Genomic DNA, 16,005 nt, shown 5'->3' with positions numbered 1-16,005 from the left:
AAATAGACAAAATGAAAGAACGATAACTTTATATTGTTCAACAAAGTTGACAATTTCGCAGAACAGGACAAGATCGGCCGCATAAAGCATCCGCGAGGGGCGGATTGCGACAGGAGCGGAGAAAATCCATGGAGCAGAAAATGCCCACGCCCGCCGACCCGAATGCGGCGGCACAGAAGGCAAAAACCCAGCGATATGCCTTGCTTTCAGCCATGTTCTTGATGTCGATGTCAGCCGTAGGGCCTGGCTTCATTACTCAGACGGCGAATTTCACGGTGAAACTGGGCGCCGCATTCGCATTCGCCATTCTCATTTCCATCCTGATCGACTTTGTGGTGCAGGCCAATATCTGGCGTATCGTCACCATCACCCGCATGCGGGCGCCGGCCATCGCCAATGCCGCCATTCCAGGCTCAGGTTATCTGCTCGCCATCCTCGTCATCATCGGCGGCCTGTTCTTCAACGTCGGCAATATCGGCGGGGCCGGCCTTGGCTTTAACGCCATGATCGATCTCGACCCGAAGATCGGCGGCGCAATCGGCGCGCTGGCAGCCATCGGCATCTTCCTGTCGCGCCGGGCCGGTATCGCCATGGACCGCGTCGTTTTCGTGGCTGCTTTCGTCAAGCTCGCGCTGATCCTTTATGCGGCATATGTTTCCGGTCCCCCGGTGGCAGAAGCTTTCCGCCAGACCTTCTTGCCTGATACCATCGATTTCGTCACCATCACCACCATCGTCGGCGGCACCGTCGGCGGCTATATCACCTATGCCGGCGCGCACCGCCTGCTGGACAAGGGCATGGTCGGCGTTGAAAATATCAGCGCGGTCAATCGCGCCGCACTCAGCGGCATCGCAATAACAGGCGTGCTGCGCTACATCCTGTTCCTTGCCATTCTGGGTGTCGTCGCAAGCGGCGTGATCATCGATCTCTCCGGCAAGGCGGCAAACCCGGCAGGCCAGGCGTTCCACGCCGCCGCCGGCAATATCGGCTACCGTCTGTTCGGTGCGGTGTTCCTCGCCTCTGCCATGACCAGCATCATCGGCGCGGCCTATACTTCCGTTTCCTTCCTGACGGCTTTCAAGCCGGAAATGACGGAACGCCAGCGCAATTTTGCTACCGTCGGCTTCATCGCCATCTCGCTGATCGCTTATATCATCATCACCACACCGCCCGCGGCCATGCTCGTCTTCGTCGGTGGCCTGAACGGTCTCGTTCTACCGATCGGCCTTTCGATCTTCATGTATGCAGCATGGAAACGCGCCGACCTGATGCACGGTTATCATTACCCGCGCTGGCTGCTGATACTTGGTGTGCTGACCTGCGCACTCACCTGGTATATGGCCTATAAATCGGTCGGCGCGATCTTCGGCCTGCTCGGCTACTGACAATAAAGGGAGGCAAACATGGCCGCTATCGATCTCAACAGTGATCTTGGCGAAAGTTACGGCGCGTGGCGTATGGGTGATGACGAGGCGATGCTTGCCATCGTTTCCAGCGCCAACATAGCCTGCGGATTTCACGCAGGTGACCCGGCCGGCATCTACCGCACAGTCAAGGCCGCTGCCGAGAAAGGCGTGGTCGTCGGCGCCCATGTCTCCTATCCGGACCGCGTCGGCTTCGGCCGCCGCGATCTGGACGCAACCTCGGAAGAACTGATTGCCGATGTCATCTACCAGATCGGCGCGCTGAAAGGCGTTGCCGCCACTGCCGGCACCACGGTGCGTTACGTCAAGCCGCATGGCGCGCTCTATAACCGCATCGCCAATGACGCAAAACAGGGACAGGCCGTCATTGATGGCATCAAGGCCATCGATCCGTCGCTGGTCCTGATGGGCCTTGCCAATGCCCCCATCCTCGATCTTGCCCGCAAGGCGGGCCTTTCTGTCGTCGCCGAAGCCTTTGCCGACCGCGCCTATACGCCTGAAGGCCAGCTCGTGTCGCGCCGGGAAGCCGGTGCGGTATTGCATGACGCAGCAAAAATCGCCGACCGTATGGTTCAGCTTGCCGGCGAAGGTACGCTGGAGGCGATCGATGGCAGCATCATAAAAATCGAGGCGCAATCCATCTGCGTGCATGGCGACAGCCCGGGCGCTGTCGCCATCGCTCAGGAAATTCGCCGTCGTTTCGAGGCTGATGGCATCGACATCCGCTCCTTCGCATCCAATCGCTGAAAGGGGTAGTCAATGACGATACCAACATCCTATCTCAACCATACCGACGCCGAAGTCGCCCGAAACGCTCGCGCCACCTATCGCGACGGCCTCGTCGCCCCCACTTCCGGCATTGCGCCCGGCTTCACGCAGGCGAACATGATCGTGCTGCCGCGCGACTGGGCCTTCGATTTCCTGCTCTATGCGCAGCGCAATCCAAAACCTTGCCCGGTGCTCGATGTCTCCGATCCCGGCTCGCCCACCACGCTTCTGGCGCCCGGCGCTGATCTGAGAACCGACTTGCCGCTTTACCGCATCTGGCGGGACGGCAAGCTTGCCGAGGAAACCGCTGATGCCACCGCCGCCTGGACGGAGCGCGATGATCTCGTTGCCTTCCTGATTGGCTGCAGCTTCACCTTCGAAACGCCGATGGTGGAAGCGGGTATCGAAATCCGCCACATGACCGACAAGAGCAATGTGCCGATGTACCTCACCAACCGGCCCTGCCGCCCGGCCGGCCGGCTGAAGGGCAACATGGTCGTTTCCATGCGGCCGATCCCGGCATCACGCGTCGCCGATGCGGCCACCATTTCCGGACGTTTTCCGGCGGTGCATGGCGCACCCGTACATGTCGGCGCGCCGGAGGAAATTGGCATCACCGACCTCGCAAAGCCTGATTTCGGCGATGCTGTTCGGATCGAACCGGGCGAAGTTCCGGTATTCTGGGCCTGCGGCGTGACCCCACAGGCCGCCGTGATGGCATCGGGTGTTCCCTTTGCCATTACCCATGCGCCGGGCCACATGTTCATCACCGATATTCCCGACACTGCCTATCACGCGTGAGGATATGATGCGTTTTCTCCCCGTCAGCCTCACCACAATCCTTGTCGAACTCGCCGATCTCGATGAAACGCTGGCGCTGTTCGCCTCGCTTCAGAACGATCCGGTCGAAGGCATTGAAGAGACGGTGCCGGCTGCCCGTACCCTGATGATCCGTTTCCGCCCTGAGAAGATCGATGCCGAAGCGCTGGCCGCGCGGCTGGCAAGTCGCGATCTCTCGGCAAAAATCGCGCCTTCGGACAATCTCGTGGAAATCCCCGTCCATTATAATGGCGAGGATCTCGCAGACGTTGCCGAACTGACCGGCATGAGCATCGAAGAGGTCATTCGCCGTCATACCGAAAGTGAATTCACCGTGGCCTTCTGCGGGTTTGCGCCCGGTTTCGGTTATCTGGTCGGCGGCGATCCGGCCCTGCATGTGCCACGCCGGCAAAGCCCGCGCACCCGTATTCCCGCCGGCTCGGTGGCATTGGCCGGCGCATTCAGCGGCGTCTATCCGCAGAACAGCCCCGGCGGCTGGCAGATCATCGGTACCACGCCGGTCAAGATGTGGGACATTGACCGCGACCCCGGCGCGCTTTTCCAGCCGGGTTATCGGGTGCGGTTCTTCGACATGGACAAGGCCGGTCGAACGGTGGATATCCCCGTCCCGGCTGCGCGCGGCTCCGAGAAGGCGCCGACAAAAGACGGTCCGCATTTCGAGGTGCTAACCGCGCCGATGCCCGCCATCTTCCAGGATCTTGGCCGTTTCGGCCAGACCGGGCAGGGTGTTTCCGCCTCCGGCGCTCTGGATCGCGGCGCATTTAATGCCGCAAACCGCATCGTCGGCAATCCGGTCAACACGTCCTGTCTCGAACTGACGCTTGGCGGTTTCTCCTTCAAAAGCGCAAGCCGCACCGTCATCGGTATAACCGGTGCGCCCTGCCCCGTTACCATCACTACCGCGGATCGCAGTTTCGCGGCCAAGACCCCTGGTCTGGTCTCCCTCGAGCCCGGCGATATTGTTACCTTCGGCCAGCCGCCGAAGGGAATGCGCTGTTATCTTGCCGTGCGCGGCGGTTTTGATGTCGAGCCGGTGCTCGGCAGTTTCGCAACGGATACACTGGCTGTTGTCGGCCCGAAACCCGTGGGTGCAGGTGCAATCCTGCCGCTCAAGGGCGAGAAGTCCGGTCTTTCCAGCGTGTCGATCGATGAGGTTCCGGCCTTTGATCCTCCGGCAACCGGCGAGGTCGTGACACTGGATGTCGTTCTCGGGCCTCGCACCGACTGGTTCACACAGAAAGGTATCGAGACCCTGACCGGCCAGCTCTGGCAGGTCACGCCGCAATCAAACCGGGTGGGCATCCGCCTTGCCAGCGACGTGGCAGTGGAACGTAAGGACAGCGCCGAATTGCCAAGCGAAGGCACGGCGACCGGGGCAATCCAGATTCCCCATAGCGGCCAGCCGGTTCTCTTCCTTGCCGATCACCCCTTGACTGGCGGTTATCCCGTCATCGGGGCGGTAGCGGAATATCATCTCGATCTTGCGGGACAAATTCCCGTCAACGCCAAAATCAAGTTCCGCCCGATCGGCCCCTTTGCCGAAATCGTGGCCAAAAACACATAATTCCGAGGAGAAGAGCGATGAAAAAAGTGCTGATTGCCAATCGCGGCGAGATCGCCGTGCGCATCATCCGCGCCTGCCGCGATTACGGCCTGCAATCGGTCGCCGTTTATGCCGATCCAGACCAGGATGCGCTTTTTGTCCGGCTGGCGGATGAGGCCTATGCGCTGGAGGGCGTGCGCCCTGCCGAGACCTATCTCGATATCACCAAGCTGATCACGATTGCCAAACGCGCCGGTGCCGATGCCGTCCATCCCGGCTACGGCTTCCTGTCTGAACGCGCCGAATTTGCGCAGGCTGTTCTCGATGCCGGACTGATCTGGATCGGCCCCAACCCTGATGTCATCGAGGCACTGGGCGACAAGGTCGAAGCACGGCGCATCGCCACCGGCGTCGGCGCGCCGCTGGTTGCCGGCAGCGACGGCCCGGTTTCTTCCGCAGCCGAAGTCACTGCCTTTGCCGAAGAGTACGGCCTGCCCGTCGCGATCAAGGCGGCGCATGGCGGCGGCGGGCGCGGCCTTAAAGTGGCGTGGAAAATGGAGGAGATTGCCGATCTCTATGAATCCGCCGTGCGCGAGGCGACAGCCGCCTTTGGCCGTGGCGAGTGTTTTCTGGAACGCTTTCTCGACCGCCCACGCCACATTGAGGCACAGGTTATCGCTGACAAGCACGGCAATGTACTGGTGCTCGGCACCCGCGACTGCTCGCTGCAGCGCCGGAACCAGAAACTGATCGAGGAGGCTCCTGCCCCCTTCCTCTCCGACGAGCAACGCCGGAAAATCCATGACGCCGCCAAGGCAATCTGTGCCGCAGCCGGTTATTCCGGCGCCGGCACCGTCGAATTCCTGCTCGGCGTCGACGGCACGATTTCCTTCCTCGAGGTCAATACGCGCCTGCAGGTGGAACATCCCGTTACCGAAGAAACCACCGGCATCGATCTCGTCATTGAGCAGTTCCGTATTGCTGAAGGCCACAAGCTTCGTGTGCTTGAAACGCCGGAACCGCGCGGCCACTCCATGGAATTCCGCATCAATGCCGAAGATCCCGGCCGCGGCTTTCTGCCGACGCCCGGCTCGATCTCGGTTTTCGATGCGCCCTCCGGCCCCGGCATTCGCACGGATAGCGGCGTTGTCAGTGGCTCCAGCGTGCCTGGTGTGTTCGATTCGCTGATGGCGAAGCTCATCGTCACCGGTGTGGATCGCGATCAGGTTCTGCGTCGTGCCCGCCGCGCGCTCAAGGAATTCCGCATCGAGGGTATCGCCACCGTTCTGCCATTCCATCGCGCCGCAATCGAGACTGATGATTTCATCGGCACGGATGGCTTCAAGGTTCATACCCGCTGGATCGAGACCGATTTCGCCGCCATGCCCGACGCCATGGAGCGCCCGGCACCGGCCGATGATCCGTCGATAACCCGCACCTTTCTGGAAATCGACGGCAAGCGCGTCTCCGTCGGCCTGCCGAGCCTGCTGCTATCAGGGCTTGGTGCCGTCAGCGGCAGGAATACGGCTGCTCCCGGTGCTGCGATCAAGGAAAAGGAAGGCGAAATCATTGCCCCCGTTTCCGGCACCCTGCAATCTTTCAAGGTGAAAGACGGTGATGTGGTTTCCGAAGGCGATCTGCTGGCCGTCATGGAAGCCATGAAGATGGAGACGCAAATTGTCGCCACCAAGGCCGGAAAAGTACGCCTGATCGTCCAGGAAGGCGACTATCTGCAGGCGGGCGCAGCCCTCCTCGACATAGCCGGCTAATATACGTCGGACCTGCCGGCCTCACAATTGCAGATCGCGCATCTCCGGCGGCGGAACCCTTTCGCCGCCGGGCCGTTTATGGCGCGACCTGCTAACCATCGTGAGGGAAATATGGCCGGACGCACCTTGCTTCAATTCTTCCATTGGTATTATCCGGACGGAGGGAAATTATGGAGCGAGGTGGCCGAAAAGGCCGAAAGCCTTGCCAACATGGGCATCACCGATATCTGGCTGCCACCGGCCTACAAGGGCGCTGCCGGTGGTTATTCGGTCGGGTACGATACCTACGATCTCTTTGACCTCGGCGAATTCGACCAGAAGGGCACCGTCGCCACCAAATACGGTGATCGCGCCGCCCTTGAACACGCCGGCCGGACGCTGAAGGAAAACGGCATCCGCGTCATTCATGATGTGGTTCTCAACCACAAGATGGGGGCGGATGAGAAGGAGAAAGTTCGGGTTCGCCGCGTCAATCCCGAAGACCGCACTGATATTGACGACGAGGATTTTCAGGCGCTCGCCTATACCAAATTCACTTTTCCCGGGCGAAAAGGCGCACATTCCAAGTTCATTTGGGATTTGAAATGCTTCAGCGGCGTGGACCACATCGAGGAGCCGACTGAAGACGGCATTTTTCGTCTCGTCAACGAATATGGCGATGGCGAGTGGAACGAAGAGGTCGATCAGGAAAACGGCAATTTCGACTATCTGATGGGCGCTGACGTCGAGTTCAGAAATCGGGCGGTTTACGAGGAGGTCAAATATTGGGGCCGATGGCTCTCCGAGCAGGTGCAGGTCGATGGCTTCCGTCTGGATGCCGCCAAACATATTCCGGCATGGTTCTTCCGCGACTGGGTCGGCCATATGCGTGAGACTGTCGATCCCGATCTTTTTGTCGTGGCGGAATATTGGCATCCCGATATCGACGCGCTGAAAAGCTATCTTGAACTGGTCGACAAGCAGTTGATGCTTTTCGACGTCGCCCTTCACCATCGCTTCCACGACGCCGCAAAACAGGGTGGCGATTTCGACATGCGCAGCATCTTCGACGGCTCGCTGGTAGCGGCCGTTCCCGACCATGCCGTCACGCTGGTCGACAATCATGACACGCAGCCGCTGCAATCACTGGAAGCGCCGGTGGAACCCTGGTTCAAACCGCTGGCCTATGCCATCATTCTGCTGCGTGAAGAGGGCGTTCCCTGCGTCTTTTATCCGGATTTGTTCGGCACGAGCTACACCGACACTGGCAATGACGGCAATGAGCACAAAATCGACATTCCAGCGATCGAATGCCTGCCGAAGCTCATTGAAGCGCGCAGCCATTTCGCAAACGGTTCCCAGACGGATATTCTCGATGATCCAAGCTGCATCGCCTTTATCCGCCACGGCACTGCCGATGCCCCGGGCTGCGTTGTGGTGATGTCGAATGGCGAACCGGCGGAAAAGCAGATTGATCTAGGACCGGACCATGCAGGCACGGTCTGGCGGGACTTTCTGGGGCATCGAGACGAAAAAATCACCCTCGACGATAGCGGCAGGGGCGTTTTCCCCACCAATGGCGGCAGCGTCAGCGTGTGGGTTTCAGCCGAAGCCGAGTGAGGGCAACCGCCAGGAAATATCCCTCATTCACCGGGTACGAGACGGCGCGGACCTGCGCCGTCATCGGCTAGGACATCGTTCGGATTGCGTAGCGGACAATCGTCCAAAGAAAGGCAACCGCAACCGATGCAGCCGGTAAGCTGGTCGCGCAGCATCACCAGATTGTTGATGCGAAGCTGAAGCATCTCCCGCCACGACTGTGAGAACCGTCGCCAGTCCGCCGCCGTCGCTACCCGATCCTGTGGCAAATCCGCCATCGCATCCCTGATGATGCTGAGCTGGATACCGGCCCGCTGGGCGATGCGGATGATGGCTATACGCCGAAGGACGGCACGATGATAACGGCGCTGATTACCGGCAGTCCGCCAGCCCTCGATCAAGCCCTTTGCTTCGTAAAAATGGATGGTGGAAACCGCAACGCCGCTACGATGGGCAACCTCCCCCACCGTCAGGCTGTGCTTGAACACGGTACTTTCCATTCTGGCTCCTGTTTCCGGAACGATTTCCGCTCGGAAACGCGGAAACTCGTTGAAGAGCAGCCGGTATAATTCCTCAACTATAGTTGAGGTCAATAGGTGAATGGTAAAAAAAGAGGCGCCCGGTGGGCGCCCCTTCAGATCCTGCAAACAAAGCGTGATCAGAACTTGGCCGTCATGCTGATCCAGAAACGGCGGCCTTCCATGACAGTGTTGAAATCGTCAGTGCCAACATCTTTGTCGAAGACGTTGTAGACTGCAGCGTTAAGATCGACATTTTCGGCAACCGCATATTTCGCGCCGATATCGAGGGTGGTGTAGGCCTCATATTTGCGCCCGGCCATACCATTGATCGTCACCGGCGTACCATTGGTGCCGATGCGCGGTCCGGCATTGATTTCCGATCCGTGATAGTTGACCGAGGCCCAGGCTTCGAGACCATCGATCGGTGTCACCCAGTCACCCCGCAGATTGGCCATATGCTCCGGTGTCCGCGCCAGCGGGAAACCTTCATAATCGCCGGTTTTCTGTTCGGAATGTGTGTAGGTATAGTTACCACGCAGCGTCAGTTCCGGCGTGGCGTACCAGGTTGCGGTCAGCTCCACACCCTGAATCACCGCATCGTCGATATTGTAGTTATACCAGAGGCGATAATTGCGGTCCTCGCTCCAGCGGGCAGGCGTTCCATCCGGATTGAGCACCAGCGCGTTGGAAATCTTGTCCTTGAAATCGGTGTAGAAATAGGTAGCGCCAAGCGCGACATCGCCATTGTCCCAAAGTGCGGCCACTTCGTAGCTCGTGCTCTTTTCCGCCTCCAGGCTAGGATCGCCGATAATCACGCCGCAAGTGCCACTCGGACCATAGGTGCAACCACCGCCGCCGGTCGTATAGGCATAACCCGGCGCGACCTGGCGGATTTCAGGGGCGCGGAAACCGGTGGAAATGCCGCCCTTGATGGTCAGCTCCTCCGTCGCACTCCAGACGCCGTAAAGCCGCGGGCTGAAATGATTGCCGTATTTTTCGTGGTTATCCAGACGAAGACCGCCCGTCAGCGCGAAATTATCGACAATCCGCCATTCATCCTCGACAAAAAGCGCCCATTGGGTCGCCGAGAAGGTTTCGTCGAGATTGGTGCGACGTCCCGGGTTCTGGTCCGTAAGACGCGCCTCAAAATATTGGCCGCCGGTCACCAGCGTGTGGTTTCCGTACAATTCGAAGGGCGTGGTGAACTTGCCGTCCAGAACGGTGTTGCGCACTTCCGGCGAGCGCGGATTTTCGGTCACGCGCCCCGTGCGGATATTTCGGGTGAAATTGGTGCGCTCGGCCCATTCCTGCTGGAAGGAGAATTCAGATGTGGTCGGCCCCCACCGGCCGGTATGCGACAAGGACCAATGGTCGCGCGTATTGGTGTTGTAGGTGCCGTTGGCGTCAGTCGCCGCCAGCGTGTCGCCAGGCTCAGCGCTGCGGCGAAGCCGAGTCTTGCCACCTTCAAGATAGATGTCGTGGTCTTCATTCGGCGTAAACGTCAGACGTCCGTTGAAGTCATATTCCTTGGCGCCCGTGGTGCCGTTGAGGACGCTATCTTCGCCGCGTGTGAAGCCCCTGCCCCAGACCTGCAGGCCCAGCTGGTCCTTCAGGATCGGCCCATTGGCATACCAGGAGACCTGGCCGCTATTGCCGAATTTGGAATGCTGCTGAACCGTACCCTCGGTGGTGACGGAGCCTGACCAGACATCACCAACCTTACGGGTGATGATGTTGATGACGCCGCCCATCGCATCTGAACCATAAAGCGAGGACATCGGCCCACGCACGACCTCGATGCGCTCAATCGCCGAAACCGGCGGCACGAAGCTCTGTTCGAAACCGGAGTTACCGTTAGTGCGGGCATCGCGGGTGCTCTGCCGCTTGCCGTCAACGAGGACCAGCGTGTAAGCGCCGGGCAATCCGCGAATGAAAATATCCTTTTCATTGGCGATGCCGGTGACAGATACACCCTGCACTTCACGCAGAGCATCCGTCAGATCGCGATAGGATCCCTTTTCCAGATCCTCGCGCGTGACAACGGTGATGCTGGCAGGCGCATCCTTCACATTCTGCTCGAAGCCGGATGCAGTGACGACGATCTGCTGGAGAACCGTCGTTCCATCGGATGCCTGCTGCGCATAAACGGGCAGAGCAAAGCCCAGCGCCGTTCCGGCCATTGCTGCCGAAAGACCGGCCTTTATTATTGTCGCAGCGTTGTTCCGGCCGCGGTACTTCAATTCCATGTTACGCCCCCGCATTTAACTTGATAATTTAACCCCACTTATTTAGGAGGGAGTGCGGGCGCAATGCGTTTGTTTTCGAACCATTCTAAATTCCAGAAATTGCAAAAAGGGCTCCTCCACTCAGCGGCGGAGTAAAAAAATCGCAAGATGACAACCGGCAAGAGAAAAGAACAATCAGCTTCCCCGACAAAGCCCGACAGGCTTGGACAGCTGAAATTACTTGTCGCTTTCGACGCGTTGCTGCGGGAAGGCAGTGTCAGCCGAGCCGCGGCCGGTATGGGAATGCCTGTTTCCTCGATGAGCCGCATATTGCAGCAGCTGCGGGAGAAATACGGAGACCAGCTGTTTCTACGCACCGGCCAGGGCCTGCGCCCGACCCCCTTTGCCGAGAACATGCGGTTGCGGATCCGCTCGCTGGCAGCGGAAGCGGATAACCTGATCGATTATTCACGGGAGAAACCGGAACTACCCGCCGCTGCCAATAAAAGTGGCTGGGAACGGCCGGTGCTGATGAAGGCGCCACCGCTTTCACTTCGCCCGAGCGTTGTGCTGGAAGGCCAGCCGACGCCGGAAAACATCGCTGATCGTCTCGCCCGTATCGGCCACAATGCCGATCCGCAGCAGCGACTTGCCAAATATATCGCGACCTCGGCAATGGGCATCGGCAATAGCCGCCCGCTCAGCCAGGAGGAGGCGATGGATGCGCTGGCGATCATTCTCGACGGCAATGCAGATCCGATCCAAATCGGGGCGCTGCTTGCAACCATGCATTATCGTGGTGGGACCGCAGCGGAGCTTGCCGGTTTCATTGAAGCCATGTGGCAGCATATAGAAAGAGACCGGCAGCGGCCTGCCGCCGTTGATCTCGACTGGCCGGCCTATATGTCGCCCAAACATCGTGACGCACCCTGGTTCCTGCATTCCGCCCGCCTCGTTTCCATGGCGGGATACAGCGTTTTGTTGCACGGCCATGTGGGTCAGGGGGAAAATGGCGGCAAGCTCGAACTTGCAGCTGAAGCCTGTGGAATTCCCCTCTGCCATTCCCTTTCGCAGGCGGCCGAGGCCACAGCCTCGGAACAGATCGCCTATTTGCCGATTGGCGGCCTGTCTCTGCAGTTCCAGAGCCTGCTTGGCCTGCACGGCATTCTGGAAATGCGCCTGCCGCTCAATACGGTCGTGCATCTTCTCAATCCGCTGCGCGCCAGAAGCGCCATCATCGGTGTCGCCCGCCCCTCCTATCAGGAGCTTCACCGCGACACTGCGCGGCTGCTTTCGGTGGAAAACCTCGCCATTCTCGGCAATACGCGGGATTTTGCGCAATTCACGCCGTTTCGCAGCACCCGGATTTTTGGCCTTTCCAAAGGCAAGGATGTGGAATTCGTCATTCCAGCCCGCGAAACGCCACCCGCCGAAATGCCCACCATGTTCACCACCTTCGAATATTGGCGGGCAGTCTGGACGGGGGCAGCCAGAGACGAAAGGGCGGAAACCACCATCATCTCCACGGCTGCAATCGCGCTGATGCTGGTCAACGACATGACCATGCCATTTGAAGAGGCCTATGCCCGCAGCCTGCGGCTGTGGCACGACCGGGCGCGTAATTTCGCCAATGTCTGAAAGCTCAGGGCCCGAGAGTTCAGGCGGTGGCGACTGATTTTTTCAGTGCTAGATACTCCCACACGGCAACGAGCAGCAGGACGCCCGTGCTTGCCAGTTGCAGAATATAAAGCGGTATGCCCGGCACCGGCAAAAACAGGCAGAGCGCCACCAAACCGGCAAAATGCGAGACGGGCCGCTGGTAAGTGGCGGCAATCTTGACACCGATATTGCCGGCCAGAAACAAAACCGGGCCGCCAAGAATAGCGACGGCCTCCCTCAGCGTTGCGCCCTCCCGGGCGTGGGAAAGGCTGAAATCCTCTCCCACAGCCGTCAGGATAATGCCTGCCACGATAGGCAGGTGGCCATAGTTGAAGAGATTATGGGCGATCTTCGCTTTCTCTTCGGCGTTCTCAGCCTTTCTGGACGCTTCCTCCTGCCCGTGATGGAAATAAATCCACCACATCACTACGGTGCTGACGAAGGCCGAGCAGAAAACGATGAATGTCAGGGTCGAATTCATATATTCGGTGGCCGTGCGGCCGGTGGTGAGAATGGTTTCGCCCAAACAGATGATCACGAACAACGCACAGCGCTCTGCCAGGTGTTCGCCGGAAAGATGCAGCCGGTCCTCGTCGCTGGATGCCACACCCGGCACCACATAACGGCAGGCCGGCCCCGCATATTCGATCGCCAGTGCCACACCCCATAGGAGAATACGGTCCGTTAGATCGACCAAGCCGCCAGCCAGCCAGAACAGGCTTGATATGACGAGCCAGATCGTCACGCGCACGAAAACCAGAAACGACTGCCGGTCTTCTCCCTTGAAAGCATAGAGCGCAAAAAGGCTCCGTCCTACCTGCATCGTGCTGTAGATGAGGGCGAAAACGAACCCCTGTTCGGCAAAAGCTTCCGGCAGAGCGATGGCCAGCAGAACTCCACCGAACATCAGCACGAAGAGCAGAATCCGGACCGGCTCCTTTTCCGTATTCAGCAGATTGGTGATCCAGGTGGTGTGTATCCACAGCCACCATAAAGACAATATCAGGATGCCTGCCTCAAGCGCAGCCGTTGGCCCGAAATCCTTTGCCAATGCATGCGAGAGCTGGATGAGCGCGAAGACAAAAACCAGATCGAAAAACAACTCGGGGAAAGTCGCCTTTTCCGCGTCCTGTCCTTCCCGCCTGATCCAGCTTTCCACAGCCGGCGTGCACCCGGAGATCTCTGTTTCAGTTCCCATTCTGCTTCTGCTTCTGCGCCTGTTCGTGAACTATAAAGTCGCCGCTGTTCCCCTCTCACCGTTGTGAGAGATCAGCATCCACGCCGGACGTATCGAGGCTCGAAGTTCGTCCGGGAAACTCGAGCGCGCGCGCACTGTCTGGATAAAAGCGCGGCCCTACCATTCTTATCTTCCTGCCCAGGACGTCCGTAATATAATCGGGTGCGGCAGATGCCTCAGAGAACGTGACGCTCCGGGCATTATCATGCTCCAGCGTGCTGACCTCGATGGGCTGGGCAACTACCGGCAGCGCCGTCACGCAGATGAAGGCAGCGGCGAGAAAAATGGACTTGGGCAACATCGGTCTATCCCTGGCGTAATTATTTGCGCCATAAACAGCCTGCACCCGTTTTTGTTCCGACGCTGTTCAGGCCTCTCCATTGAGATAGCTGCGATATTGCACATAATCAGCGCTTGGTTGCCCATCGACAATTTCAGGCGGCCGGCCAGTGCCTCCCACCAGATAGCCAGCGCTTTCTAGCTCCGCTTTCAAGAGCTTCTCAATCGCCACGTGCCGGGGCAAGGCATTGTCCGCCATATAAAGAGCAACGGCCAGCTCCATATCGTCTGGGAAAATCATGGGCGCGGCGTTCCTTTTCAACAATCAGGCGGAAACGACGCAATGACGTCGAAGGTTCAATCCTGCCGATTTGTGCCTGCATTTCCGGCCAGCAATCGTCTGCAAAATGATTGCCTCTGGCCGCTACCAAAACATCGTGAGCAACAGTTTGGTCGTCAGTTAAAGGGCTTACCCTTCCGCTTTTTGCGGGGGAATGAGACCTAAAATAACACGTATATTACCCAATCGGTACCGCTAGGCGACCAAAACACCTCGGACTCAAGCGATTGAAACCAATCGTTGAAAACCGCAAACGAAAGCTAAGTTGTATTTAACTTTCATTACCTTGCATTAACCATAGGAGTTCTCGTTGGCTGAATGCTGGTGTGTTTAACAGCAGCTTTGCCGCGAATCTCTCTGGGGTTCTGAAAACAGTGCAAATCTACCTGCGGACAGGCTTTTTCGCAAGCTATCGCCATTTCTCCAGCGGTTCAGGTTTTACACTCGCATGGTCGCCTCCAGCTTGTCCGTGCGACCGCGCAGCTGCGCCAGCAGCATGGCTTGAAGATCAAAACCACCCTCCTGTGCCTTCCGGGTCAGATTGCGGAGATATCCACCCAGCGAACTGATCTGCTCCGCCTTCTGCAGCAGGCAGGCAAGGATAGCCGCCGTTCCCTGTCGACCGAAGGCGGTAAGCGCCTCCTGATAAGCCGACTGGCTGATGTTGAACATGGTTCTGATGACGGAGGTTGCCACCTCCAGGTCACGCCAGCCCGTCATCGCTCCGCCTGGGGCATAGAGCGAGATATCAGGGCAAGCCTTCAAAACCAAAACAATATCAGGAACAAAAAATTGCTTATGAACAACAGGCTTGAGCGGTGGTGGCGAAGTGTTTGCACTGGCAGGTGCCGCATATGCTGGCTGAGCTGCGGTGTTTGCGACCGGTGGAACGGTTGCCGGTTCACGCAAATCTTGCGGTTTAGATATGGATTCGGATTCTGAATTCTTTATGAGGCGCTCATTTTGGCAGTCATTGCCGCTCAAATCTTCGGATTTTTCAATATTTTCCAGATAGTTGGTCACTTCTGCGCGTAGCGAGGCCAGAAAACCGGCGATTTCCTTGAGCTCAGCGGGTTTTGAATTGCGGCCAAGCGAGCGGGCAACGGCATTGTAGCGGGTCTGAAACCCTTCGACTGTTTCAGTCTGGCCGCTGGCCGCAATCATTTCGCAGAGTTTCTGAATATCACGGCGGCAAAGGCTGATGCTTTCGCGAAGCCGTTGAAGATCGAGCCGCTCGCGAATGATGCGTTCAGCCAAGTCTTCAATTTCTGCCTTACGGGCAAGAAGCGGCGCCAGCGAGAAACCATAGGCTTCGCTGATCTCCCCTCCCCTGTGCTTGCGGGCGTAGCGTTTTCCGTTTGGACTATCTTTACGGATAATGAGACCGGCTTCGACGAGAGCCGAGAGATGCCGGCGCAACGTCTGTTCGGCCATACCATGGGCTCTCAGCGACAATTGCGTATTGGACGGGAAGACGACCAGACCGGCTTCGCTGGAGAGCTCGTTCTTTGGATAGAAACTCAAAAGCGCGTTCAAAACCGCAAGCGATCGATCGGTCACGCCAAGCAATGGTCTTGCTTCACAGACCGAACGATAGAGTTTCCATTTATCGACCGCTTCGGTTTTCCTGTTTTTCTGTGCGGCAAACTGAGTTGCGAGAACGCCAAACGACATCGCTCGCCGCCCAAAGGGCGTCGTTACATGTGTGCTGTCCATGTCTTTCACCTTTCACAAGGCAAAAGAAAATCGCTCACCGAAAAATTCGATGCCAAGACTCTTGACTATGATTCGCGGAAATGAGATTCTTTGGTTGCTTAGATCA

Annotated in this window: 13 protein-coding genes; 7 read left to right on the top strand and 6 right to left on the bottom strand. The window is 58.4% G+C overall.

Features of this window, described 5'->3' with window-relative positions:
- The first annotated feature begins 128 nt into the window (after positions 1-128).
- The 6 genes from QSV77_RS23350 to amyA all read left to right on the top strand — a co-directional run bounded on the left by QSV77_RS23350 (position 129) and on the right by amyA (position 7,943).
- Entirely contained in the window at positions 129-1,385 is a 1,257-nt protein-coding gene (locus QSV77_RS23350; protein WP_142841731.1) for an NRAMP family divalent metal transporter, read from the top strand.
- Positions 1,386-1,403: 18 nt separating this feature from the next.
- Positions 1,404-2,171, top strand: coding sequence for a LamB/YcsF family protein (pxpA, locus tag QSV77_RS23345; protein WP_302735231.1), 768 nt, complete (start codon positions 1,404-1,406; stop codon positions 2,169-2,171).
- 12 nt (positions 2,172-2,183) lie between these two features.
- On the top strand, positions 2,184-2,993 hold the full coding sequence (locus tag QSV77_RS23340; RefSeq protein WP_302735230.1) for a putative hydro-lyase: 810 nt from the start codon (positions 2,184-2,186) through the stop codon (positions 2,991-2,993).
- A 7-nt stretch (positions 2,994-3,000) separates the two neighbouring features.
- A complete protein-coding gene (locus tag QSV77_RS23335; protein ID WP_302735229.1) occupies positions 3,001-4,596 on the top strand; it encodes a 5-oxoprolinase/urea amidolyase family protein in 1,596 nt (531 codons plus the stop codon).
- Positions 4,597-4,613: 17 nt separating this feature from the next.
- Positions 4,614-6,344 (top strand): biotin carboxylase N-terminal domain-containing protein, encoded by a 1,731-nt coding sequence (locus tag QSV77_RS23330; protein WP_302735228.1) that lies wholly within the window; start codon positions 4,614-4,616, stop codon positions 6,342-6,344.
- Between the two features lie 111 nt (positions 6,345-6,455).
- A complete protein-coding gene (gene amyA / locus QSV77_RS23325) occupies positions 6,456-7,943 on the top strand; it encodes an alpha-amylase (protein WP_302735227.1) in 1,488 nt (495 codons plus the stop codon).
- A 23-nt stretch (positions 7,944-7,966) separates the two neighbouring features.
- Here amyA and soxR read toward each other — a convergent pair whose 3' ends face one another.
- Positions 7,967-8,422, bottom strand: a complete 456-nt coding sequence (gene soxR / locus QSV77_RS23320; protein ID WP_142841737.1) for a redox-sensitive transcriptional activator SoxR — start codon at positions 8,420-8,422, stop codon at positions 7,967-7,969.
- Between the two features lie 158 nt (positions 8,423-8,580).
- Entirely contained in the window at positions 8,581-10,689 is a 2,109-nt protein-coding gene (locus tag QSV77_RS23315; RefSeq protein WP_142841738.1) for a TonB-dependent siderophore receptor, read from the bottom strand.
- A gap of 147 nt (positions 10,690-10,836) precedes the next feature.
- Here QSV77_RS23315 and QSV77_RS23310 point away from each other — a divergent pair, with 147 nt between their 5' ends.
- Positions 10,837-12,306 (top strand): glycosyl transferase family protein, encoded by a 1,470-nt coding sequence (locus tag QSV77_RS23310; protein WP_302735226.1) that lies wholly within the window; start codon positions 10,837-10,839, stop codon positions 12,304-12,306.
- 19 nt (positions 12,307-12,325) lie between these two features.
- Here the strand turns inward: QSV77_RS23310 and QSV77_RS23305 are convergent, their stop codons facing one another.
- From QSV77_RS23305 to repC, 4 genes are all read right to left on the bottom strand, one after another.
- On the bottom strand, positions 12,326-13,525 hold the full coding sequence (locus tag QSV77_RS23305) for a low temperature requirement protein A (RefSeq protein ID WP_302735225.1): 1,200 nt from the start codon (positions 13,523-13,525) through the stop codon (positions 12,326-12,328).
- 55 nt (positions 13,526-13,580) lie between these two features.
- Positions 13,581-13,865 (bottom strand): hypothetical protein, encoded by a 285-nt coding sequence (locus QSV77_RS23300; RefSeq protein ID WP_302735224.1) that lies wholly within the window; start codon positions 13,863-13,865, stop codon positions 13,581-13,583.
- Positions 13,866-13,931: 66 nt separating this feature from the next.
- On the bottom strand, positions 13,932-14,144 hold the full coding sequence (locus QSV77_RS23295; RefSeq protein WP_302735223.1) for a hypothetical protein: 213 nt from the start codon (positions 14,142-14,144) through the stop codon (positions 13,932-13,934).
- Between the two features lie 477 nt (positions 14,145-14,621).
- A complete protein-coding gene (gene repC / locus QSV77_RS23290) occupies positions 14,622-15,899 on the bottom strand; it encodes a plasmid replication protein RepC (RefSeq protein WP_302735222.1) in 1,278 nt (425 codons plus the stop codon).
- Positions 15,900-16,005 lie beyond the last annotated feature (106 nt).

Origin of the sequence: Agrobacterium sp. V1, assembly GCF_030518355.1 — a bacterium.
Classification (GTDB): domain Bacteria; phylum Pseudomonadota; class Alphaproteobacteria; order Rhizobiales; family Rhizobiaceae; genus Agrobacterium; species Agrobacterium cucumeris.
The sequence above is the reverse complement of the archived record's forward strand: the minus strand, read 5'-3'. Positions and strand labels throughout refer to the sequence as shown.